This window comes from Sphingomicrobium sediminis, from assembly GCF_023805295.1.
Lineage (GTDB): Bacteria > Pseudomonadota > Alphaproteobacteria > Sphingomonadales > Sphingomonadaceae > Sphingomicrobium > Sphingomicrobium sediminis.
Window position 1 is genome coordinate 1,166,969 of record NZ_JAMSHT010000001.1, and the last position, 21,900, is coordinate 1,188,868.

Annotated in this window: 29 protein-coding genes, 1 tRNA gene and 1 pseudogene; 15 read left to right on the forward strand and 16 right to left on the reverse strand. The window is 63.1% G+C overall.

The window, feature by feature from the left end; genetic code table 11:
• Window positions 1–54: 54 nt before the first annotated feature.
• The 4 genes from NDO55_RS06040 to NDO55_RS06055 are packed head-to-tail and all read right to left on the reverse strand — an operon-like array spanning window position 55 to window position 2,929.
• Complete coding sequence (locus NDO55_RS06040) at window positions 55–1,053, reverse strand: NADPH:quinone oxidoreductase family protein (protein WP_252113398.1); 999 nt, start codon at window positions 1,051–1,053, stop codon at window positions 55–57.
• A complete protein-coding gene (locus tag NDO55_RS06045) occupies window positions 1,053–1,694 on the reverse strand; it encodes a 3-oxoacid CoA-transferase subunit B (protein WP_252113400.1) in 642 nt (213 codons plus the stop codon). The genes NDO55_RS06040 and NDO55_RS06045 overlap by 1 nt, the downstream gene beginning before the upstream one ends.
• Window positions 1,694–2,221: a YybH family protein gene (locus tag NDO55_RS06050; protein WP_252113402.1), complete on the reverse strand. Its 528-nt coding sequence runs from the start codon at window positions 2,219–2,221 to the stop codon at window positions 1,694–1,696. Before NDO55_RS06050 ends, NDO55_RS06045 begins: the two co-directional genes overlap by 1 nt.
• Window positions 2,222–2,929: a CoA transferase subunit A gene (locus NDO55_RS06055; protein WP_252113404.1), complete on the reverse strand. Its 708-nt coding sequence runs from the start codon at window positions 2,927–2,929 to the stop codon at window positions 2,222–2,224. It abuts the gene before it with no gap.
• Between the two features lie 142 nt (window positions 2,930–3,071).
• On the opposite strand from NDO55_RS06055, the gene NDO55_RS06060 reads away from it, so the two are divergent.
• From NDO55_RS06060 to NDO55_RS06075, 4 genes are all read left to right on the forward strand, one after another.
• Window positions 3,072–3,989: an ABC transporter ATP-binding protein gene (locus NDO55_RS06060; RefSeq protein WP_252113406.1), complete on the forward strand. Its 918-nt coding sequence runs from the start codon at window positions 3,072–3,074 to the stop codon at window positions 3,987–3,989.
• Entirely contained in the window at window positions 3,986–5,479 is a 1,494-nt protein-coding gene (locus NDO55_RS06065; RefSeq protein ID WP_252113408.1) for an ABC transporter permease, read from the forward strand. Before NDO55_RS06060 ends, NDO55_RS06065 begins: the two co-directional genes overlap by 4 nt.
• A 131-nt stretch (window positions 5,480–5,610) precedes the next feature.
• Window positions 5,611–5,859: a helix-turn-helix transcriptional regulator gene (locus NDO55_RS06070; protein ID WP_252113410.1), complete on the forward strand. Its 249-nt coding sequence runs from the start codon at window positions 5,611–5,613 to the stop codon at window positions 5,857–5,859.
• On the forward strand, window positions 5,856–6,374 hold the full coding sequence (locus tag NDO55_RS06075; RefSeq protein WP_252113412.1) for a hypothetical protein: 519 nt from the start codon (window positions 5,856–5,858) through the stop codon (window positions 6,372–6,374). Before NDO55_RS06070 ends, NDO55_RS06075 begins: the two co-directional genes overlap by 4 nt.
• A 77-nt stretch (window positions 6,375–6,451) precedes the next feature.
• Here NDO55_RS06075 and NDO55_RS06080 read toward each other — a convergent pair whose 3' ends face one another.
• On the reverse strand, window positions 6,452–6,751 hold the full coding sequence (locus NDO55_RS06080; RefSeq protein WP_252113414.1) for an SCP2 sterol-binding domain-containing protein: 300 nt from the start codon (window positions 6,749–6,751) through the stop codon (window positions 6,452–6,454).
• Between the two features lie 100 nt (window positions 6,752–6,851).
• Between NDO55_RS06080 and NDO55_RS06085 the strand changes: the two genes are divergently transcribed.
• Entirely contained in the window at window positions 6,852–8,279 is a 1,428-nt protein-coding gene (locus NDO55_RS06085) for an NAD-dependent succinate-semialdehyde dehydrogenase (protein ID WP_252113416.1), read from the forward strand.
• A 6-nt stretch (window positions 8,280–8,285) separates the two neighbouring features.
• On the opposite strand, the gene NDO55_RS06090 is transcribed toward NDO55_RS06085, so the two are convergent.
• A complete protein-coding gene (locus NDO55_RS06090) occupies window positions 8,286–9,116 on the reverse strand; it encodes a sterol desaturase family protein (RefSeq protein WP_252113418.1) in 831 nt (276 codons plus the stop codon).
• 84 nt (window positions 9,117–9,200) lie between these two features.
• On the opposite strand from NDO55_RS06090, the gene NDO55_RS06095 reads away from it, so the two are divergent.
• On the forward strand, window positions 9,201–10,865 hold the full coding sequence (locus NDO55_RS06095; protein ID WP_425276881.1) for a thiamine pyrophosphate-binding protein: 1,665 nt from the start codon (window positions 9,201–9,203) through the stop codon (window positions 10,863–10,865).
• On the opposite strand, the gene NDO55_RS06100 is transcribed toward NDO55_RS06095, so the two are convergent.
• From NDO55_RS06100 to thiS, 5 genes are all read right to left on the reverse strand, one after another.
• On the reverse strand, window positions 10,862–11,125 hold the full coding sequence (locus tag NDO55_RS06100; RefSeq protein WP_252113422.1) for a hypothetical protein: 264 nt from the start codon (window positions 11,123–11,125) through the stop codon (window positions 10,862–10,864). The two genes, NDO55_RS06095 and NDO55_RS06100, sit on opposite strands and share 4 nt — an antisense overlap.
• 186 nt (window positions 11,126–11,311) lie before the next feature.
• The gene (locus NDO55_RS06105) at window positions 11,312–11,455 is read right to left on the reverse strand and encodes a hypothetical protein (RefSeq protein ID WP_252113424.1); all 144 of its coding nucleotides are present in this window, start codon (window positions 11,453–11,455) and stop codon (window positions 11,312–11,314) included.
• Window positions 11,456–11,649: 194 nt separating this feature from the next.
• A complete protein-coding gene (locus NDO55_RS06110) occupies window positions 11,650–11,832 on the reverse strand; it encodes a CsbD family protein (protein ID WP_252113425.1) in 183 nt (60 codons plus the stop codon).
• Window positions 11,833–11,923: 91 nt separating this feature from the next.
• A complete protein-coding gene (locus NDO55_RS06115) occupies window positions 11,924–12,706 on the reverse strand; it encodes a bifunctional sulfur carrier protein/thiazole synthase protein (protein ID WP_252113427.1) in 783 nt (260 codons plus the stop codon).
• Between the two features lie 26 nt (window positions 12,707–12,732).
• The gene (thiS, locus tag NDO55_RS12070; protein ID WP_252113429.1) at window positions 12,733–12,933 is read right to left on the reverse strand and encodes a sulfur carrier protein ThiS; all 201 of its coding nucleotides are present in this window, start codon (window positions 12,931–12,933) and stop codon (window positions 12,733–12,735) included.
• 46 nt (window positions 12,934–12,979) lie between these two features.
• On the opposite strand from thiS, the gene aroQ reads away from it, so the two are divergent.
• The 7 genes from aroQ to aat all read left to right on the forward strand — a co-directional run bounded on the left by aroQ (window position 12,980) and on the right by aat (window position 17,346).
• Window positions 12,980–13,504 carry a type II 3-dehydroquinate dehydratase gene (gene aroQ, locus NDO55_RS06125; RefSeq protein ID WP_341869970.1) on the forward strand — a complete coding sequence of 175 codons (525 nt, stop codon included), beginning with the start codon at window positions 12,980–12,982 and terminating at the stop codon, window positions 13,502–13,504.
• The gene (accB, locus tag NDO55_RS06130; protein WP_252113431.1) at window positions 13,482–13,985 is read left to right on the forward strand and encodes an acetyl-CoA carboxylase biotin carboxyl carrier protein; all 504 of its coding nucleotides are present in this window, start codon (window positions 13,482–13,484) and stop codon (window positions 13,983–13,985) included. Before aroQ ends, accB begins: the two co-directional genes overlap by 23 nt.
• A 13-nt stretch (window positions 13,986–13,998) precedes the next feature.
• The gene (accC, locus tag NDO55_RS06135) at window positions 13,999–15,345 is read left to right on the forward strand and encodes an acetyl-CoA carboxylase biotin carboxylase subunit (protein ID WP_252113432.1); all 1,347 of its coding nucleotides are present in this window, start codon (window positions 13,999–14,001) and stop codon (window positions 15,343–15,345) included.
• On the forward strand, window positions 15,345–15,665 hold the full coding sequence (locus tag NDO55_RS06140) for an energy transducer TonB (RefSeq protein WP_252113433.1): 321 nt from the start codon (window positions 15,345–15,347) through the stop codon (window positions 15,663–15,665). Before accC ends, NDO55_RS06140 begins: the two co-directional genes overlap by 1 nt.
• A gap of 30 nt (window positions 15,666–15,695) precedes the next feature.
• Window positions 15,696–16,043 (forward strand): arsenate reductase family protein, encoded by a 348-nt coding sequence (locus tag NDO55_RS06145; protein ID WP_252113434.1) that lies wholly within the window; start codon window positions 15,696–15,698, stop codon window positions 16,041–16,043.
• Window positions 16,044–16,125: 82 nt separating this feature from the next.
• On the forward strand, window positions 16,126–16,545 hold the full coding sequence (locus tag NDO55_RS06150; RefSeq protein ID WP_252113435.1) for a hypothetical protein: 420 nt from the start codon (window positions 16,126–16,128) through the stop codon (window positions 16,543–16,545).
• Between the two features lie 78 nt (window positions 16,546–16,623).
• On the forward strand, window positions 16,624–17,346 hold the full coding sequence (gene aat, locus NDO55_RS06155; RefSeq protein WP_252115554.1) for a leucyl/phenylalanyl-tRNA--protein transferase: 723 nt from the start codon (window positions 16,624–16,626) through the stop codon (window positions 17,344–17,346).
• Window positions 17,347–17,381: 35 nt separating this feature from the next.
• Here the strand turns inward: aat and NDO55_RS12075 are convergent.
• The 5 genes and pseudogenes from NDO55_RS12075 to NDO55_RS06180 form a co-directional block, all read right to left on the reverse strand.
• Window positions 17,382–17,786, reverse strand: a pseudogene (locus NDO55_RS12075) (DUF2155 domain-containing protein); the annotation flags it as partial.
• Complete coding sequence (locus tag NDO55_RS06165; RefSeq protein WP_252113436.1) at window positions 17,764–18,150, reverse strand: NADH:ubiquinone oxidoreductase subunit NDUFA12; 387 nt, start codon at window positions 18,148–18,150, stop codon at window positions 17,764–17,766. The pseudogene NDO55_RS12075 and the gene NDO55_RS06165, both read right to left, overlap by 23 nt.
• 43 nt (window positions 18,151–18,193) lie before the next feature.
• Window positions 18,194–18,562 carry a DUF192 domain-containing protein gene (locus NDO55_RS06170; RefSeq protein WP_252113437.1) on the reverse strand — a complete coding sequence of 123 codons (369 nt, stop codon included), beginning with the start codon at window positions 18,560–18,562 and terminating at the stop codon, window positions 18,194–18,196.
• Window positions 18,563–18,645: 83 nt separating this feature from the next.
• Window positions 18,646–19,215 carry a cold-shock protein gene (locus tag NDO55_RS06175; protein ID WP_252113438.1) on the reverse strand — a complete coding sequence of 190 codons (570 nt, stop codon included), beginning with the start codon at window positions 19,213–19,215 and terminating at the stop codon, window positions 18,646–18,648.
• Between the two features lie 111 nt (window positions 19,216–19,326).
• Window positions 19,327–19,812: a regulatory protein RecX gene (locus NDO55_RS06180; RefSeq protein ID WP_252113439.1), complete on the reverse strand. Its 486-nt coding sequence runs from the start codon at window positions 19,810–19,812 to the stop codon at window positions 19,327–19,329.
• A 289-nt stretch (window positions 19,813–20,101) separates the two neighbouring features.
• Between NDO55_RS06180 and NDO55_RS06185 the strand changes: the two genes are divergently transcribed.
• Together NDO55_RS06185 and NDO55_RS06190 are read left to right on the forward strand one after the other, a co-directional pair.
• The gene (locus NDO55_RS06185; protein ID WP_252115557.1) at window positions 20,102–21,775 is read left to right on the forward strand and encodes a fatty acyl-AMP ligase; all 1,674 of its coding nucleotides are present in this window, start codon (window positions 20,102–20,104) and stop codon (window positions 21,773–21,775) included.
• Between the two features lie 48 nt (window positions 21,776–21,823).
• Window positions 21,824–21,899: transfer RNA gene (locus NDO55_RS06190), tRNA-Trp, on the forward strand.
• Window position 21,900 lies beyond the last annotated feature (1 nt).

Consider the following 21,900-nt stretch of genomic DNA (forward strand, 5'->3'; position numbering starts at 1 on the left):
GACCTTCATGGTCACATGCGGAAAAGGGTCGGCCTTCGGGTCGACCCTTTTTCGTTACGCCATCTCGACGACGAGCTTGCCGATCACCTTGCGCGTCGCGAGCGCGGCGATGGCCTCATGCGCCTTTTCAAGCGGGAAGGTCTCGGTCACCTGCGGCGCGATCTTGCCCGCGCTCCAAAGCTCGAACAATTCGCGTGTGTGCGCGGCATTGGCGGCCGGATCGCGCATCGCAAACGCGCCCCAGAAGACGCCGCTCAGCTCTGCTTCCTTGAGCAGCGCCAGATTGAGCGCGATCTTGGGAATGCCTGCCGGGAAACCGACAATCAGGTAGCGGCCTTGCCAGCCGAGGCTGCGCAGCGCCGGTTCGGCATAGTCGCCGCCGACCGGGTCCATGACGATGTCGAAGCCCTCGCCCTTGGCCGCGCCCTTGAACTGACCGGCAAGTGCCTTGCTCGCTTCCTTGTCGAAGGGGCCGCGATCGTAGACGAGCGCCTCGTCCGCGCCTGCTTTCCTGACCGCCTCGGCCTTATCCTCGCTCGACACTGCCGCGACCACACGGGCGCCATAGGCCTTGGCGAGTTCGACCGTGGCGAGGCCGACGCCGCCAGCCGCGCCCAGCACAAGCACGTCCTGCTTCTCTGCAATCCGTCCGCGATCCTTCAGCGCATGGATCGCCGTCCCGTAAGTGAGGATCAGCGCGGCGCCGTCGGTGAAGCTATGGCTGTCGGGCAGCGGGATGCAGCTGGCCGCCGGGACCAGCATTTCCTCGGCCAGCCCGCCAAAACCGGGGACCGCGATGATACGATCGCCGACCTTCACATTCTCGACCCCCTCGCCCAGCGCATCGACCACGCCCGCAATCTCGCCGCCCGGCGAAAAGGGCCGCGGCGGCTTCATCTGGTAGAGGTCTTGGATGATCAGCAGATCGGGATAGTTGATCGCCGCCGCCTTGACCGCGACGCGCACCTGCCCCGGCCCCGGCTCGGGACTGTCGAGCTCGTCGAGCTGGAGCGTGTCGGGGCCGCCCGGCGCGTGGCTGCGCAGCGCGCGCATCAGACTGCGACTTCGTAAGAAGCGGTGGTCTTGGCGGCGATTTCCTCGACCGTGACGTCGGGCGCCAGTTCGATCAGGCGGAACGGGCTGTCATGATCCTTGCGGTGGAAGACTCCCAGATCGGTGATGATCATGTCGACGACATTCTGGCCCGTGAGCGGCAGCTCGCAGGCCGGCTTGAACTTGGGGTCGCCATTCTTGGAGACATGCTCCATCACCACGATGATTTTCTTGACGCCGGCCACGAGATCCATCGCGCCGCCCATGCCCTTGATCATCTTCCCCGGGATCATCCAGTTGGCGATGTCGCCATTCTCCGCGACTTCCATCGCGCCAAGCACGGTGAGGTCGATATGCCCGCCGCGGATCATCGCAAAGCTCTGCGCGCTGTCGAAATAGCTCGACGACGGGAGCTCGCTGATCGTCTGCTTGCCGGCATTGATGAGGTCAGCATCGACCTGGTCGGGATAGGGAAACGGGCCGATACCCAGCATCCCGTTTTCCGACTGTAGCGTCACCGTCTTCCCCTCAGGGATATAGTTGGCGACGAGCGTCGGGATCCCGATGCCGAGATTGACGAAATAGCCGTCTTCCAATTCCTGCGCCGCACGCGCGGCCATCTGGTTACGATCCCAGGGCATTATTCGGCGCTCCCTTCCATGTCGGCGGGAAGCGGACGGCCGGGGCCTTCATGCTGCCACAGGATGGAGTGGACGAGCCAGCGGCCGTCGGCCTGGCGCACCAGCTGGAAGCTGTTGATCCCGCGCAGGCTGCGCGGTTCGCCATTTTGCGTGAACGTGCCCGAATAGCTGGACCAGGCCTGAGCCAAGTCGCCATGGACTTCGATCCGGTTGACCAGCGCGCTTTCGGTGAAGCCGTTCTGGACCAGGAAAGGCCCCGAGCTGGCGATATAATCCTCGACCGTACCGCCGCGGACGCTGTTGTCCGGCGCGATCATCTGGAGCCGCGCATCCTCGGTGAACATGGCGCGCATGGCGTCGAAATCGCGTTCCTGTCCGATGGGCCCCGAAATGACCGCATAGACGTCGGTGATGACCTGCTCGATCTTCTGCTCTTCGGTCATCTCGGCGTGATGGTCGGCGGTGCCGGCAAAGACGAGCGCAGGGCTTGCCAGCGCAATGGCTGCGGCGATGGTGCGGATGGTCATTTATGCGTCCTCCCGTTCGCGGGTCGTCACGAATTCGATCTTCTTGTCGTAGGGCGAGCCGCTGATGAGGCGGTTCACATAGACGGCGGGCAAGTGGATGCAGTCGGGATCCAATGCGCCGACCGGCACGATTTCCTCGACCTCGGCAACGCAGACCTTGCCGCAGGTCGCGGCGGGCAGGTTGAAGTTGCGCGCCGTCTTGCGGAAGATGAGATTGCCCATCTCGTCGGCCTTCCAGCCCTTCACGATGGAAAGGTCGGCGAAGATGCCGCGCTCCATGATGTAGGTCTCGCCATCGAACTCCTTATGCTCCTTGCCCTCGGCGACGACGGTACCGACGCCGGTCTTAGTGTAGAAGCCGGGAATGCCCGCGCCGCCCGCACGCATGCGCTCGGCCAAGGTGCCTTGGGGACAGAACTCGACCTCCAACTCCTTGGCGAGAAACTGCCGTTCGAATTCCTTATTCTCGCCGACATAGGAAGAGATCATCTTCTTCACCTGCCGCGTGCGCAGCAGCTTGCCGATGCCTTCATTGTCGATACCGGCATTGTTGGAGGCGAAAGTGAGGTCCTTGACCCCGCTGTCGCGGATCGCGTCCAAGAGGCGCTCGGGAATGCCGCAAAGGCCGAAGCCCCCCGCGGCGATCAGCATGCCGTCCGTCAGCAGCCCGTCGAGCGCCTCGGCAGCATTGTCGTAAATCTTTTTCATCGAGGCCATGTCCTCCCTGCTTGGTTGCGGCCCGGACTAAGGACGCCAGTTGGGACTGACAAGCCGTTCGTCGACGAAATGCTTGACCTTTACGAGCGGTCGGGGATGCTCGCGGCAATTCCAACAGGGGGTATCCAGCGTCATGTCGCTTCTTTCCATGCACGACGTCCGCAAGACATTCGGCGAGATCGTCGCCGTCGACGATCTGTCGTTCGAAGTCCGGCCTGGCGAGATTTTCGGCTTTCTTGGCGGCAATGGCGCCGGCAAGACGACGAGCATGCGCATGATCCTCGACATCATCCGTCCGACCAGCGGGCGGATCGAGGTGCTGGGCGGCAAGCCGGGACCCGAACAGGGCAATCGCATCGGCTTCCTACCCGAGGAACGCGGCCTCTATCCCAAGATGACCGCGATCGAGACGATCATCTTTTTCGGGCGCATGAAGGGCATGACCACCGGTGATGCCAAGCGCGAGGGCATGGCGCTGCTCGAACGGTTCGAGCTGGCCGACCGCGCCAAGTCGGCCATCGCCGACATGTCCAAGGGCATGGCGCAAAAGGTCCAGCTGGCGACCTCCATCGTCAACAGCCCTGAACTCCTCATCCTCGACGAACCCTTTTCGGGCCTCGATCCGGTCAACCAGCAATTGCTGGAAGACGAGATCGTGCGCGCGCAGAAGAATGGCGCTGCGGTCATGTTCTCGACCCATGTGATGCAGCATGTCGAGCGGCTGTGCGACCGCATGCTGGTGCTCAAGAAGGGCAAGAAGCGCTTCGAGGGCACGCCCGACGAGGCACGCGAATTGCTCGCCACCAAAGTGCATGTCACCGCCAAGATCGATCCCTCATCGCTTGGCGGTGTCGCCAGCGCTGAGCGCGTCGGTTCCGGCGCGGACGGCTGGACCGACTGGCAGCTTGCGCTCGACCCCGACATCAAGGCCGCCAACCTGCTCGAACAATTGACCGCCAGCGGCACGCCGCTAAGGCGATTCGACGTTCACCGCGCGGACCTGCACGACGTCTTTGTCCACCTTGTCGGCGAAGAGGAGGCCGCACGATGAACAATATCCTGCTGATCGCCGCCCGCGAATATCGCCACATCGCCAAGATGCGCAGCTTCTGGATCACCATGCTGCTGCTGCCAGCCCTATTGCTGGTCGGACCGCTCATTGCCGACTTCCTCGACGATGATCGTGCCGACCGGATCGTCCTCATCGACCGCGACCCCGGCAATGTCGGCGAAGCCATCTCCGAGCGCATCGCGTTCGAAGAGGATGTGCGGGTCATGAACTCGCTGGCGCGCTACGTACGCCGCCATGACCTCCAGGATGCCGTCGGCGATGCCCCTTGGGCCGAAGATGGCCGCGCTTTCGGGCCCGCCGATGTCCTCGCCTTCCGCGACGCAGGCGGTCTCGACGGTGCGATCGAGACCATCGATGCCGCCCGCGCCGAAGAAACCCCGGCCTTCGAGCCTTCCCCGCCCTGGTACGAAATCGTCGAGACGCCTGCGGCCATCGCCGATGCCAGCGTCGAGGAGATCGAGGCGCAGCGCGAAAGCCTGTTCGAAGGTAGAGGCGAGGATGCGCCCCCTGCCCCCGATGTCATCGTGCTTGTCGATGCCGATTATGGCGAACAGCTGGTGCTTCACGTCTGGGCCGACAACCCGCCGCGCCAATCGCTGATGAATATCCTGCAAGGCGTCACGCAGGGCGAATTGCGCGGCCGGATGCTGGGCGCCGAAGGCATCGCGCCCGAGCGCATCGCGGCAATCGAAAGCGCCACGCCTTCCATCTCCATTTCCACGCCGCCGCCGGGTGGCGGTGCATCGGACGTCACGATCATCCGCTCGATCCTGCCGGTCGCCCTCGCTTACGTCCTGATGATGAGCCTGGTCCTCTCGGGCAACTGGCTGGTGCAGGGCGCGGTCGAGGAACGCTCCAACAAGCTCATCGAAAGCATGCTCGCCTGCGTGCGCCCGCAACAGCTCATGCTGGGCAAGCTGATGGGCACCGCCGCCATCGGCTTCTCCATGGTCCTCGTCTGGGTCGCCTGCGCGATATTCGTGGCCTTCACCCAGCAAGGTGCGGTCGCCGAATTCATCCGGCCGGCGCTGGAGCCGCTCGCCAATGTGGGCGCGGTGGTGACGATCCTCTATTTCTTCCTGATGGGCTATGTCGCGCTGTCGACCATATTCCTCGGCATCGGCGTGCTGAGCGACGACATGAACGAGGCCAACGGCTTCGTCATGCCGGTGATGATGGTCATCCTGTTGCCGGTCACCTTCCTCATGCAGGCGGTGATTGCCGGCAGCGCGAGCGGCGTCGTGTCGGCAATGACCTGGGTCCCACCGCTGACGCCGTTTGTGGTGCTGGCGCGTCTGGGTGCCGGGATCGGGACAGTGGAACTGATCGGCGCGGGCCTGGTGCTCGCAGCCTTTACCGCGCTGATGCTGTTCCTGCTCGGGCGGCTGTTCCAGGCGAGCCTGCTGGCGCAGGGGCAGAAGCGCGGGCTTGGTCACATCCTGGCGCGATTTAAGGCTCCCGCCAAATAGGGCCGACCATCAAGACGAAGCGAATGAGCGCCCGTCAGCCTCAACGCCGGCGGCGACCTGCCCCGATTGACATTGCGATGATTTGTTGTGTAAACACAACGTATCGCAATTGAGAGAAACGATTCGCACTGATGCACAACCGCATTGCCCTCTTCCGCGCCGAATGCGGTGAGTCTCGCAAGGAGCTCGCTGAAGCGATCGATGTAAACCCGCAGACCATCGGGTTCCTCGAACGCGGCGATTACAAGCCGAGCCTCGAACTCGCGCTCAAGATGGCGGACCATTATGGCGTGCCGGTCGAAGCGATCTTCTCTTTGAGCCCCTTCCCGTCGGTCAGCGAATTGCTCGCCGCCGCGGCGACCAAGGAGACGACCAAGTGATTTCGTTCAAGGAAAGTGAGCGTACCAAGGCGGCCCGCGAGAAGATCGGCATGGCCAGCAAGGACACGACCGCCTGGGGGTTCAACACGCACCCGCGCAAGATCCTCGCGCTCAGCATCTACGCGCTGTCAGCCTATTCGGTCGGCGCTTTGCTCCGGCTCTTCTCGCCGGTCGACTGGCTCGCCATTCTCGGCCTGTTGCTGATCGCGAGCGCCGCCTTCGCGACTGTCCCCATCTGGTCGTCGCGAGTCTACAAGATCGCCTCCAACGAGAAGATCAAACTCGACGAGTTCGAGCTGCAAATGCGCCTTCGCTCGATCACCAGCGCCTATCAGGGGGTGGCCGTCGTCGTCGTCCTGTTCATGGGCTATCTGATGATCGCCAACGATGTCGGGCTGTGGCTGCCCAATGTGGCGGACCATCTCAACGGCTTCTTCTGGGGTTTCATGCTCTACGTCCTGATCCTGCCGGTGCTGATCCTGAGCTGGAAGCTGCGGGACATCGAAGCCGAATAACCCGCGCAGCGATCGCAAAGAAAAAGGCCCGCCCCGGCATCCCGGAGCGGGCCTTTTCTTTTCGGTTTCGCTGGGCGTCAGCCGCGCAGCTTAGCGAGCACGCCCTGCAGCTGCATGGCGTTGGACATGTCGCCCTCGACTTTGAGCTTACCGGTCATGAAAGCCGTCATGCCATCAAGCTGGCCATCGGCCATCGCCTGCCAGTCTTCCCAGGTCACCTTGATCGTGGTGTCGGCATCGCCATCCTCTTCGGTGACCGCCTTGTTCACGCCGTCCAGCATGATGACGCCCTTGTCGGCATAGTCGATCTTGACCTTCTTGCCTTCCACCCAGGCTTCGTTTTCCTGCATTTTCGCGGCGAGTTCGGCTTTTTCCATGTGAAGTGGCTCCTGACCAAAATGTAAGTTGATACCCCACCGACCTAGGACGGCTGATCAGGCCTTTCAACCGCCAATCAGCGCGCCTATGTGTCGCCTCATGACTTACCAGACCGATCTCAAACTATTCATCGATGGCGCATGGCAATCCGGCGAAGGCCGCGACTGCATGGCCGTGACCAATCCCGCCACCGGCGAAACGCTCGCAGAGCTGCCGCTCGCCAGCAAGGCCGACCTTGATGCCGCGTTGCTTGCGGCCGAGCGCGCCTTTCCCGTCTGGCGCGGCACCGATGTGGAGAAGCGCGGCGCCATCCTTCGCAAGGCCGGCAGCTATCTCAAGGCAAACGCCAAAGAGATTGGCGCGCTCCTGACGCAGGAACAGGGCAAGCCGCTCAAGGAAGCGATCGGCGAAGTCTATGGCGCCGCCAGCATGTTCGACTGGTATGCCGAGGAGGCCAAGCGCGACTATGGCCGCACGCTGGTGCGCCCGGTGGGCCAGCGTTCCATCGTGCAGCGCCAGCCGGTGGGTGTGGTCGCGACATTCACGCCTTGGAATTTCCCCATCTACCTGCTCGCCAAGAAGGTCGCCGCGGCGCTCGCTGCAGGGTGCAGCGTGATCAGCAAGCCGCCTGAAGAAACGCCGGGCTCGACCAATGCGGTCGCCAAGGCGCTCGCCGAGGCAGGCCTGCCCCAAGGCGTCTTCCAGCTTGTCCATGGCGATCCAGACATGGTCAGCCGCCACCTCATGGGCTCGCCCATCGTCCGCAAGGTGAGCTTCACCGGCTCGGTCGGCGTCGGCAAGCACCTGATGGGCCTTGCAGCCGATGGCTTGAAGCGCCTGACGCTCGAACTGGGCGGCCATGCGCCCGTTTTGGTCTTCGACGATGTCGATCTCGATGCGACGCTCGACAAGCTCGTCCCGCAGAAATTTCGCAATGCCGGCCAGGTCTGTGTCTCGCCAACGCGCTTCTATGTGCAGGAAGGCATTTACGACGACTTCATCGCCGGCTTCGCCGAGCGAACTGGCAAGGTGCAGGTCGGCAACGGCATGGATGATGCGACCCAGATGGGTCCCCTCGCCCACGAACGCCGCCTGCCTGCGGTCGGTGACCTTGTCGCCGACGCCAAGGCCAAGGGCGCGCGCGTGATGGCGGGCGGCGAGCCAATGGGGAATGCCAACTTCTTCCAGCCGACCCTGCTCGCCGACGTACCGCTCGAAGCCAAGATCATGAATGACGAGCCGTTCGGCCCGGTCGCCGTCGCGCGTCCCTTCAAGGATCTCGACGAGGCGTTGCATCAGGCCAACCGTCTGCCCTACGGCCTCGCCGCCTTCGCCTTCACCAACGACCTCACCCGCGCCAACATCCTCGGCGACATGATCGAGGCCGGCATGGTCGGCATCAACAGCTTTGCCATCTCCAGCGCCGACGCGCCGTTCGGCGGGGTCAAGGATTCGGGCTTCGGTTCGGAAGGCGGCAAGGAGGGCCTGGAGACCTACCAGGTCGTCAAAGCCATCCACATGGGCTGAGGCCGGTCAGGCGTCGGCTGCCTCACGGACTGTCGACGCTTCGGCAGCCCGCTTCGCTTTGCGGTTGCGCGCAATGTAGTGGAAGGGCGCAAGCCACCATTCCTTGAAGCTCGGCTCAGGGAAATCATCGAGACCGATATCCGGTCGCTCGTCCTTCTCGGGCCAGTAAGCGGTACCGAAAATCACGTCCCAAAGCGGCGTGATCGTCCCAAAATTCTTGTCGAAATGCTTGGGGTCGCGCGAATGGTGGATGCGGTGGAAGGCCGGCTCCACGATGATATATTTGAGCGGTCCGGCGCCAAATTTGAGATCCGAGTGGACCCAGTAGGTCTGCAGCATCATCAGGACCATGACCGGCATGATGATCTCGTAGCCGCGATCGACCAGCGCCCCGACAAAACCGACGAGCGCACCGACGATAAGCGGGTCGACCCAATGATTGTGGCTGTTGATCGCCGAGAGTTGCTCAAGGCTGTGATGCGGCGCGTGGAACGGCCAGGTGAAGCGGTGCATGAAGCGATGCACCCAGTAGATCAGGAAATCGAGCCACAGATAGGCGAGCACGCTGGTGAGGATCGTGCCGAGGACCGGCCCCATCTCCTTGAACGGTGCCACAACCGGCGACAGGCCAAGCTCGCGATAGACGACGAAGAATGCCCAGCCCGCAAAAATGCGCATCCCTAGCTGGATGATGTTCTGAGGCACGCCGCGCATCCGCGTCTTCATGTCGACACTGTTGCGCTCGAAACGCATCTCGACAAGCGTGATGACGAGCAGAAAGGGCGCGATGAATGCGACCTGCGCATAGAGCGCGACAAGGAAGCTTTTCGGATCCATGCCGAAGGCCTAACCGCTCGGTCCCTCAAAATTGGTTAACGAAACGCACATGGGGGTGACGCTTTGTCGCGCGGGGGCTAAGCGATGCGCATGACCAAACGAACCGGCGGACGCATCCTCGTTGACCAACTGATCGCGCAGGGCGTCGATCGCATCTTCTCGGTACCGGGCGAGAGCTATCTGGCCGTCCTCGACGCGCTGCATGACAGCCCCGAAATCGACAATGTGATCTGCCGCCAGGAAGGCGGGGTCGCCTATATGGCCGATGCCGACGGCAAGATGACCGGACGGCCGGGCATCGCCTTCGTCACGCGCGGTCCGGGTGCGACCAACGCATCGGGCGGCGTCCATGTGGCGATGCAGGATTCGACGCCGATGATCCTCTTCATCGGCGATGTGGCGCGCGGCGACCATGACCGCGAGGGTTTCCAGGAAATCGACTTTCCCGATTTCTTCCGCCCGATCTGCAAATGGGCGGCCAAGATCGACGATGCCGCGCGCATCCCCGAATATGTCGCCCGCGCCTTCCGCGTCGCCAGCAGCGGGCGCCCCGGACCGGTCGTCCTCGCGCTGCCCGAAGACATGTTGCGGGACGAGGTCGAGGCGACCGACCGACCCGCCATTACGCCTGCACCGATCAGCCCCGATCCAGGAGGTGTCGGCGCGTTGATGGAGTTGCTCAAGGATGCCGCCAGCCCGATTGCCATCGTCGGCGGGGCGGACTGGTGCCCTTGCGCGGGCCATCACTTTGCCAGCTGGGCAGAGCGGATCGGCCTTCCCGTCGCGGCAGCCTTCAGGCGACAGGATGCGGTCAACAATGCCTCACCCGTCTATGCCGGGCAACTCGGCTACGGCCCCAATCCCAAATTGCAGCAACGCATTCGCGATGCCGACCTCATCATCGCGGTCGGCGCGCGCATGGGAGAATCGACGACGGACGGCTACACGCTCGTCACCCCCGACCATCCCGACCAGATCCTCGTTCACGTCCACCCCGACCCCAACGAAATCAGCCGCGTCTACCGCACCGACCTGCCGATCGTGAGCGACATGGCCGAGTTCGCGCAGGTGGTCGATGCGTGGGAGGATGACGACCTCGTCCCCTTCTCCACCGGCGCGGAGGCGCACAGGGAATGGCGCGAATGGAGCGATCCCAAGCCCCGCGACGGTGTCGCGCTTGATCTCGGCCCCTGCGTCGCAGCGATGCGCGAGAAGCTCCCTGCCGACACGATCATCTGTAATGGTGCCGGCAATTTTTCGGGCTGGTGGCATCGCTATTGGCATTATGGCGAGCAGCCGACCCAGCTTGCCCCGACCAGCGGCACGATGGGCTATGGCGCGCCAGCCAGCGTGGCTGCGGCCATCCGCTTTCCCGACCGCAAGGTGGTCTGCGTCGCAGGCGATGGCGACTTCCTGATGAACGGGCAGGAACTGGCGACGGCGGCGAGCCGCGGCGCCGATTTATTGATCATCCTCGTCGACAATGGCACGTACGGAACCATCCGCATGCACCAGGAACGAGACTATCCCGATCGTGTAAGCGGCACCGACCTTGGTGCCGGCAATCCCGATTTCGTGAAGTTCGCCGAGGCCTTCGGTGGCTGGGGTGAGCGCATCACCACCACCGAGGAATTCGGCCCCGCATTGGATCGCGCGCTCGAGAAAAAGGGCATCCGCCTCCTCCACTGCCTCACCGATGTAGAAATCATCACCAACTCGACGACGATCAGCGCGCTAAAATCCCGCTAAAGCTTTGGCAATTCCTCGAGGATGTCGCGCGGGTCGATCTCGCGCGCATTGGCGGGATTGAAGACCTCGCTCCACTTTCGCCCGCCGCGCGCGTCCGGATCGCCGAACAAGGGCGCGAAGGCGTCGGTCGCGTCGACGAAATTGCCGCACGGATGATCCACGGCCAGCAGCGCCTCGTCCATCCCGGCAGGATCGGATGGCGCAGTCGTCGGCATCGCGCGGCCAGGGGTCGCGGGCCTGAAGGGCGTCTTGGGTGGCATCCCGATCCTTTCAAGGCGTGCAAACCGAGCACATGGAGCGATAAAACATCGTTAACGCGATCGTTGCCCTCAAACCGGTCCGGATCGGAGGAAGTGGCGGATTTCGGGCAAGTAAAAGGGGTCGCGCCGGGGAAGGTGGCACGACCCCTCTTCATCGCTGGCGGCTCCAACGAACCGCCTGGGCGCTTACTCTTCTTCCTCGCTGTCGTAGCTCGGAATTTCCGAACTCACTTCTTCGCTCGGCTGCTGGTAGCCATCGGGCTCGCGGTTCTGGCCGATCGGTTCGCCATAGCTCGGCTGCGGGCTGTCGGGATTGCGTTGATCGCTCATGTCATACTCCTATACTTGGGGGTGGGACTGAATGAACGAACTGACCGCCAGCCCGGTTCGACCCCCGGCCCCGGACGACTCCCGCTTCGTCGCAATGCACATGAAACGATGCCCCTGACGCAAAAAAGGCCGACCCACAAGGGCCGGCCTCTTGCACCGGAAAATACGCATCCGGCTATCTGATCAGGGTTCGATTAGACGTCGTTGCCGAGCGCCCCTTCGACTTCACCCTTGAACTGCTGGGCTTCGCCCTTCTTTTCCTGCGCGTCACCCTTAACGATCAGCGACTCGTTATCGGTGGCGCGGCCAATCGATTCCTTGGTTTCACCAATAGCTTCGTTGGCATTGCCTTTAAGTTTTTCGGTCAGTTCACCCATGTTGGATACTCCTACTTTGATTAGAATTACCCAACCAACGCAGGGGCTTCGATGCCGTGCCTCAACTCGTCGGCAGTGACGACCGCTTGGGCTAGATCAGGCCCGCAAGCGGGCTCGACGGGTCGGCATAGCGGCGTTTGGCCATGCGTCCGGCAAGATAGCTGTCGCGACCGGCCTGGACTGCAAGGCGCATCGCGCGGGCCATGCGGATGGGGTCCTTGGCCTCGGCAATGGCGGTATTCATCAGCACGCCGTCGCAGCCCAATTCCATGGCCACTGCCGCATCGCTCGCCGTGCCGACGCCGGCATCGACCAGCACGGGCACATTGGCGCCCTCGACGATCAGGCGGATGGTGACGCGGTTCTGGATGCCGAGCCCCGACCCGATCGGTGCGCCCAGCGGCATGATCGCCACCGCGCCCGCATCCTCGAGCTGCTTGGCGGCGATGGGATCGTCGACGCAATAGACCATCGGGTGAAAGCCTTCATTGGCCAGCACCTCACAAGCCTTCAGCGTCTCGCGCATGTCGGGATAGAGCGTCTTGGCTTCTCCCAGCACTTCCAGCTTCACCAGGTCCCAGCCGCCCGCCTCACGCGCCAGGCGCAGCGTGCGAATGGCATCGTCGGCAGTGAAGCAGCCTGCCGTGTTGGGCAGGTAGGTGATCTTCTTGGGATCGATATGATCCTGCAGCACCGGCTGGTCCGGATCGGAGACATTCACCCGACGCACCGCGACGGTGACGATTTCCGCGCCCGATGCCTCCACGGCAGCAGCATTCTGCGCGAAGTCCTTATATTTGCCGGTACCCACGATGAGGCGCGAGGTGAAGGTCCGTCCGGCGACGGTCCACGTATCGTTGTTGCTATCGGTCATGCGCGTTTCCTTAACGGCCCCTCGCCTCAACCGCCACCGACGAAATGCACGATCTCGAATGTGTCGCCATCCTCGACCGCGACATCGCGGAGCGTGGCGCGGGGCACGATTTCGCGATTGCGTTCGACCGCGACCTTCTTGGGATCGAGCCCGATCTGCTCGATCAGGGCGGCGATGGTAACGCCTTCCTTGACCTCGCGCGGCTCCCCGTTGACATGGATGTTCACTATATTTCCTTCCGTTACGGCCTTTCGGTCCATATAGGGGGCCGTCATGACATCACCAGCACAGATCCTCGTCCTCAACGGGCCGAACCTCAATCTGCTCGGCACGCGCGAGCCGCGTCTCTATGGCACCGAAAGCCTCGACGACATCACGCTTGCTTTGTCGGAGAAGGCCGCGCCGTTGAATTTCCAGGTGACGGTCAAGCAGTCCAATCACGAAGGACAGCTGATCGACTGGCTGCACGAGGCGATGGACCAGGGCGTCGCCGCGATCATCTTCAATGCCGGCGCCTATTCTCACACCTCGATCGCGATCCGCGATGCGGTGGCCGCCATCACGGTGCCGGTGATCGAAGTCCATATCAGCAACATCTACGCCCGCGAGGGCTTCCGTCGCCAGAGCCTGCTCAGCCAAGTTTCGGTCGGCGGCATCCAGGGTCTCGGGACCCAAGGTTACCTCCTCGCGCTGGACGCCGCGCACCGGATCGTCCAGATAGCGGCACAACAGAAGAAGGCGCGGGGCAACGCGCCGCAACAACAGGGAATATCGGATGCCCAAAAGCAACGGCACTGAGAAAATGCGCGTCGACAGCGCGCTGGTCCGCGAACTGGCGGAACTGCTGAGCGAGAACGAGCTCACCGAAATCGAAGTCGAGGATGGCGATCGCAAGATCCGCGTCAGCCGCAAAACCGGCATGGTCATGGCCGCCGCGCCTGCACCGGCGCCGGCGCCTGTCGCTGCACCCGCTGCAGCGCCCCAGGCCGCCGCGCTCGCTGCCGAAGCCGCGCCTGCCGACAGCGGCGGCGGTGACGATGTCGCCGGCACCCGCGTGCTCGCGCCGATGGTCGGCACTGCCTACCTCTCGCCCGAGCCCGGCGCTGCGCAGTTCGTCAAGGAAGGCGACCAGGTCAAGGAAGGCGACACTTTGCTCATCGTCGAGGCGATGAAGGTCATGAACCCGATCACCGCGCCGACCAGCGGGACGGTCAAGAAGCTTGCGGTCGCCGACGCGCAGCCGATCGAGTTCGACCAGCTCCTCGCCATCATCGGCTAAGGGGCCGGGACAGATGATAAAGAAACTCCTCATCGCCAACCGCGGCGAGATTGCGCTGCGCATCCATCGCGCCTGCCATGAAATGGGCATCAAGACGGTGGCCGTGCATTCGACCGCCGATGCCGACGCCATGCATGTCCGCCTGGCCGACGAAACGGTCTGCATCGGCCCGCCGCCCGCGACCGACAGCTATCTTAACATCGCCAACATCATTTCGGCCGCCGAAGTGACGCACGCCGATGCGATCCACCCTGGCTATGGCTTCCTGTCGGAGAACGCCAAGTTCGCCGAGATCGTCGAAAGCCACGACATCACCTGGGTCGGCCCAAAGCCCGAACATATCCGCGTCATGGGCGACAAGGTCGAGGCCAAGCGCACCGCTGGCAAGCTCGGCCTGCCGCTGGTGCCGGGTAGCGAAGGCGCGATCGAGAGCGTCGAGGAAGCCAAGAAGCTGGCCGAGGAAATCGGCTATCCGGTGCTCATCAAGGCAGCCTCCGGCGGCGGCGGTCGCGGCATGAAGGTCGTGCCCGAGGCCGACCAACTCGAAAGCCTGATGAAGCAGGCGTCGACCGAAGCGAAGAATGCGTTCGGTGACCCCACCGTCTACATGGAAAAGTATCTGGGCAATCCGCGCCACATCGAATTCCAGGTATTCGGCGACGGCAATGGCAAGGCGATCCACCTGGGCGAGCGCGACTGCTCGATCCAGCGCCGCCACCAGAAAGTCATCGAGGAAGCCCCCTCCCCGGTCATCACCGAGGAAGAGCGCGAGCGGATGGGCATGATCTGCGCCAACGCCATGGCCGACATGGGCTATCGCGGCGCGGGTACGATCGAGTTCCTCTACGAGGATGGCGAATTCTACTTCATCGAAATGAATACCCGCCTGCAGGTCGAGCATCCGGTGACCGAGATGATCACCGGCCTCGACCTCGTGCGCGAGCAGATTCACGTCGCGCAGGGCGACGGCCTCAGCGTCGGGCAGGACGAAATCGTCCTCATGGGCCATGCCATCGAATGCCGCATCAATGCCGAGGATCCCAAGACCTTCGCGCCGAGCCCCGGCAAGGTGAAGAATTACGTCGCGCCGGGCGGCATGCATGTCCGCGTCGATAGCGGCCTCTATGCCGGCTATTCGGTCCCGCCTTACTACGACTCCATGATCGGCAAGCTGATCGTCTACGGCACCGACCGAGACCGCTGCATCCTGCGCCTGAAGCGCGCGCTCGAGGAATTCGTGCTCGACGGCATGAAGACTACCGTGCCGCTCCACCAGCGCATCATCGCCACCGACGAATTCGCCACCGGCGATTATACGATCAAGTGGCTCGAAGAATGGCTGGAGGCTCAGGAAGACTGATGCTTGCGACCGCAATGGCATTGGCGCTGGCCGCTGGCGAACCGCCGCGCCTGCTCGACGGAGCGGTGGGGTCGAGCGACTATCCCGCCAGCGCGCTGCGCGAGGGCCGCGAGGGGCTGAGCATCATCCGTATTACCATAACGGCGGACGGCCGCGCGACCGACTGCAGCATCGCCCAGAGCAGTGGCAGCTTCGACCTCGACACCGCAGCCTGCGACATCACCACTTCCCGAACCCGTTTCACCCCGGCGCTCGATGATGAAGGCGAGCCCGTCGACATGACCGTCCGCCTGCCCATCCGCTGGGTACTCGCGGACTGATCACGAGCCGGGACCCGACAAGAGGACAGCATGACCAAGACCGCGACCATGACCTTCAATCCGCGCTGCGGCACTGCGCGGAAGACCAAGGCCATCCTCGAGGAAGAGGGCTATGACGTCACGGTCATCGAATATCTGAAGACCCCGCTGTCGCGCGACGAATTGAAGCGCCTGTACGACCGCGCCGGCATGAGCGCGAAGGACGGCCTGCGCGCCAAGGAACAGATTGCCAAGGACATGAACCTTGCCGATGCGTCGGACGACGAGATCCTCGACGCGATGGTCGAGCATCCCATCCTGGTGAACCGTCCGCTGGTCGAGACTGAAAAGGGCGTCATCCTCGCCCGGCCGCAGGACGAGGTCCGCAAGATCCTCTGATAGTGGCGCTTTTCCGCCATTAACTTTTCATCAAACGCCATTCGGTAGCTTCCCCGCAATCAAACAGTGGGGAGTATGAGTAATGATGACGCGTTTGGTAATCGGTCTCTCGATGATCGGTGTGGCCGGTGTTGCCGGCATGGCGAGCGACCATGACAAGGCCAAGAATTACCACGAGGTCGAGGCCAAGGTCACCCAGATCGACCGCGAATGCACCATCATCAACAGCTATGAAGGCGAAGGCGGCAGCTCCTGGGAAACCAAGGGCAGCTGCATCACCGTCGACGGCTGGACCGAACTCAAGAACCAGAAGCATTCGGCGCGCCGCAAGGTCGAGGGCCACGCCACGGTCACTTTCAGCTATCGCGACCAGAATGGCAGCTACCAGACCGGCAAGCTCAAATATGACGGCTTCGATACCGAGTTTTACGACCTGAGCTTTGGCGACACGCTGCCCCTGCTCGCGCATAACGAAGAACCGGGCAAGCTGCGCTCGCTCTAAAGCGGGCCACCACCCTCATTCCAGTTCGCTCACGCTGCTGCTACAGGTGGCGGCGTGAGCGAGACACTCGACCCCAGAATGCTGCTGCGCGGCTATGCGGCGGGCATCTTCCCGATGGCCGACAGCGCCAGCGCGCCCGACATTTTCTGGGTCGAACCGCGCGAGCGTGCCATCCTGCCGCTCGACCGCTTCCACTTGTCAAAAAGCCTTGCGCGGCGGCTGCGTTCGGGCCGCTTCGAGGTCACCTGCGACAAGGCCTTCGGCGCTGTGTTGGGCGGCTGCGCCGACCGTGACGAGACCTGGATCAACCCGACCATCGCGCGCGCGGTCATGGGACTTCACGCTGCAGGCCACGCCCATTCGATCGAGACTTGGCACGAGGGCGAACTGGTCGGCGGGCTATACGGCGTCCAACTGGGCGGTGCCTTTTTCGGGGAGAGCATGTTCAGCCGGATGACCGATGCCTCGAAGGTCGCGCTAGCCTGGCTCGTGGCGCGGTTGAAGGTCGGCGGCTTCACCCTGCTCGACTGCCAGTTCATGACCGACCATCTGAAGAGCCTCGGCGCGACGACAGTGCCGCGGTCCGACTATCTTCAATTATTGTCGGAAGCGTTGTCGCTGGGTTCCGAAGGCTCGCCCTCGCCGCTCGCTTCGACGGGGGCTTCGGTGTCGTCGACCTCGACCTCGTCCTCGGCACCACGATTCGGGGCGATCGACGAGCTGCTGACCGAGCGGATACCGGGCGGCGGCGCAGGGCCGTCGGGAAAGCTCATCGCGCAGCTTTTGGGCCAGACGTCATAGACCTGATGCTCGACGACGTTGAGCGAGGGGCTTTCTTTCCAGAGCCAGCCTGAAAAGACCCGTTCCATGTCGCCGCTGATGCGGCTCTCGACATCGACCTGCACAAAGGCGCCGGTCCATGTTTCCTCTTCCCATGGCGCGGTGACTTCGCATGCACGCAGGCGGATGAGCGCATCGCCGACGCGGACCTGCTGGCCCGGCCGCAGCTCAATGTCGCGGGTGATGTTGTTGCGTTTGTTGAGCACGCCCAAGACGGCGACGCGTTCGGCCATCGGCGTCACGCCGGGGATCGCGCTATTGTCGACGATCTCGCCCGAATCCTCGATGATCACTTCAGAATCGCGTTCGGCAGGCGGCGGCGCGGCGCTGCGGTCGCAGGCCGTAAGCGCGATCAGCGACGCGAGAAGCAGCGCGGCCTTATTCGGGCGTCCAGGCTTCATAATCGCCGGTCGCGGCAGCCCGCTTGCCCTTGCCCGCCATCGAACCGCCGGGCCGGTAGGCTTCCAGCGTGCCGGTGAGGTTAGGCGTCGGGTCCTTTTCGAAAGCGCGGCGCGGCGGCAGCGTCTCGTCGCCCGGGACATCGTCGATCGTCCCGCGCAGCCAGGCGTTCCAGCCCGGCGGGGTGCGGCTCGAATCGTTCGAGCCGGCATAGATCACCCAGCGACGCGCCGGGTCCTTGCGGTGACGATAATAGACATTGCCGGCGGCATCCTGCCCGACCTTTTCGCCATTGCGGCTCGTGAAAATGCCGGTGCCGACGGTCGCGCCGTTCCACCAGGTGAAGATTTTGCCAAGCAGTCCCATATCGAAAGCGCGCTTATCCCTATCCGCCTTGCAAAGGCAAGGCTCAAAGCACCAGCCGGTCGCCCTCCTCGATGCCGAGTTCGGCCGCACGGCCGCCGGCAATCTCGAAGACGATGGTGACCGGCTCGAGGCTCGAATAAGGCGTTTCCGACAGCGGGATCGTATTTTCCGCGATGCGGGCGATGGTCCCGTCGGCGCGCACAAAGATCATGTCGAGCGGGATATAGGTGTTGCGCATCCAGAAGCTGGCGACGCGCTCTTCTTCGTAGATGAAGATCATGCCGCGATCGGGCGCGAGCGATTCGCGGAACATCATGCCGCGGCGCTGCTGTTCGGGGGTCGATGCGACCTCGACAGTGAAGCGATGCTGTTCGCCATCGTCGGTGACGACGGTGACGTCGCGCTCTTCCATGCCCGCAGGCGAGACGCGCGTGACCGGTTCGGATTGCTGGCAAGCCGCCAGCGGTGTGGCGGCAAAGGCTGCGATGAGGAGGCCTAGTCGGCCCGCAAAGCGATGGCGGTGAGGCCCTTTCGACCGTCCGCGACGCGCGCTTCCAAAAGGTCCCCCGGCTCGAGGTTCATGATGTTCCCCTCGCGCACCGTCTCCATGTGGATGAAAATGTCCGGCTCGTTCGTGCCCTGCCGATTGACGAACCCGTAGCCCTTCACGCGATTGAACCATTTGACCTCCACCGGCTCGAACGGCCCGGCCTCGTCCATCAAGGCCTCGCGGTCCGCTCGTTCGGCACTAGAGATGGACGAGCGCGGGCTTTCGGGCAAGGCCGTCGATAGATCGATTTCGAGGATTTCGCGAGCCTGCCAGCCGCGGTCCATTTCCGCAGCCAGTGCCACCAGCCGCGCGCCCTCGGGCAAGCTGCGGCGGTCATGATCCTTGAGAATGGAGAAATGAATGAGGATGTCGCCGTCGATATCGTCGCTCACGAGGAAACCGAAACCCCGAGTCGCATCGAACCATTTCACATGGCCCTCGACCTCGATGACGTCTTCATCCCGCTCTGTGTCGGTGTGAACGTTCACGGCTGATGTCGGCGAATTGTCATACACGACGCCACTTCCCTCTCTGCCCCCTATCCTGCGCCATATAGCAGCGAGGCTTATGTCGTGCAAACGACATAAGGTGAATTTCCGTAAATGCCCTAAGGGTTTAGCTTAGATTTAAAGCGAAAGTTGTTCACTATCGACATCAGCGCCGGGCTTCATATCGAGGATCGCCTTTGCCAGACCGTAGCTATGCCCGGCCCGCGCAAATGCAGCGATTGCACGCTGTAGTGCCCGGGGATCCGCTATTGTTTCGGAAGCGTAAGGGCCGAATCGGCGGCGCTGTGCGAAGCGCAAGGCTGACGTTACGGCAGCCTTGTTCGCGGCTTCTTTGGCCTCTTCGCTATCTGCGTCGGAAATCCCGGCCGCATGCAGCGCCTGCCCCACGCGGCGTGGTCCGTAGCCCCTTGCGGCAAGGTCGCGGCCCTTCATCGCGGCATAAGCGGCATCGTCGACATAGCCGAGCTCGGCAAAGCGCGAGACGAGGCGCTCGGGCTGCGGCGCGTCATCGCCTTCCCACCCCCGCTCGCGAATTTTTCGCGTGAGGTAGGACAGCAATTTGGCCCGGGTCGTGGCGAAACGCCCGACATATCGCAGTGCCATTTCTTCCAGTTTTGTGGCGTCGAGCGGTCGTTTCCGCCTTTTTCTGGGCCCGGGCTTATCCATCGCGCCTTGTTTGTGCCATAGTCAGGCAGCATGGAGCAATTGAGATACGCCGATTTTGGGGGAATGGCGGGAAAAACCGCCGGCTGAAACGGCTCCAAACCAAGAAGCAGATTAGGAATACAGGGTGCTGGACAGCAAGAATCCGCAGACACAGACGGTAGACGCGCCTGAGGGTACGACTCCGACGCAGGACCGTCTCGAGCGCCGCATCGCCGATTTCGACACGATGGGCGATGCGCTCGATTATGCCGCGCAGGGGGCGCGCGGCATGAACTTTCACGATGCGCGTGGCACGTTGCTGCGCACCTATACGTATCGCGAATTGCGCGAGGACGCGCTGGAAGCGGCGCAGCGTTTCATGGCGCTCGGGCTCAAGCCGGGCGAGCGCGTGGCGCTGGTTGCCGAGACTGGACCTGAATTCGCTGCCGCCTTCTTTGGCGCGGTCTATGCCGGCCTCTGGCCTGTCCCGCTGCCGCTGCCGACCAGCTTTGGCGGGCGCGAGGCCTATACCGACCAGCTGACGGTCATGCTCACCAGCAGCGATCCGCAGCTCTTTCTCTATCCCGACGAGATGGAAAGCTTCACCACCGAAGCTGCGGCCAAGCGCCAGGTGCCGGGCAAGACGTGGAGCCAGCTCGATGCCGTCGCGCCGGCGGGCAAGGACCTGCCCGAAGCCGATCCCGACGCCATCGCCTATCTCCAGTACAGCTCGGGCTCAACGCGTTTCCCGCATGGCGTTGCGGTGACCCATCGCCAATTGCTCGACAATCTTCGCGCCCACGGCCTTGGCCTCAAAGTGCAGCAGAGCGATCGCTGCATCAGCTGGCTACCCTGGTATCATGACATGGGCCTTGTGGGCTGCATGCTCAGCCCGATGGCGAACCAGATTTCGGTCGACTATATGAAGACCGAGGATTTCGCCCGCCGTCCGCTGACCTGGCTCGACCTCATCAGCCGCAATCCTGGCACCACGCTCTCTTATTCGCCGACCTTCGGCTACGACATTTGCGCGCGCCGCATGTCGAGCCAGACCAAGGCTGCCGAGCGTTTCGACCTCGCGCGCTGGCGTATCGCCGGCAATGGCGCCGACATGATCCGTCCGGACGTCATGCAGAATTTCGTCGATTCGTTCGCCGATGCCGGCTTCCAGCCTTCGGCATTTTGCCCGAGTTACGGCCTGGCCGAAGCGACGCTCGCCGTGTCGCTCATGCCGCCGGGTGAAGGCATCAAGCTCGAATTGGTCGAGGAAGAAAAATTGGCCGGCGGTGCCCCTGCCCCGGGCGGCGACGATCGCCCGCAGCGTTATCGCGCCATCGTCAATTGCGGCAAGGCGGTCGAAGGCATGGAAATCGAGATTCGCGACTATGACGACCGTATCCTGCCCGAGCGGCAGGTCGGCCGCGTGCTGGTCCGCGGCGGCTCGGTCATGACCGGCTATTACAAGGACGAAGAATCGACCAAGGCCTGCCTCAGCGAGGATGGCTGGCTCGACACCGGCGACATGGGATATCTGTCCAACGACTATATCTTCATCGTCGGCCGCGCGAAGGACATGATCATCATCAACGGCCGCAACCACTGGCCGCAGGATATCGAATGGGCGGTCGAACAACTGCCCGGCTTCAAGAATGGCGACATCGCCGCCTTCGCGCTGACGACCGAAAGCGGCGAGGAATTGCCCGCCGTCCTGGTCCATTGCCGCGTCAGCGACCTTGGCGAGCGCGCCCGCCTCAAGGACGACATCAAGGAGCGTGTCCGCTCGATCACCGGCATCAGCCCGATCGTCGAACTCGTGCCGCCGCGCAGCCTGCCCCGCACCAGCTCGGGCAAATTGAGCCGCGTCAAGGCACGTAACCTTTATCTGTCGGGCGAAATCGAACCGTTCGAAGTTGCGGCCTAAAGGACTTGAACGCGGCCCCGCCTTTCAGTAGGAGCCGCGTTCGGCCTTAGGGGTATAGCTCAGCTGGTAGAGCATCGGTCTCCAAAACCGAGGGTCGCGGGTTCGAATCCTGCTGCCCCTGCCAG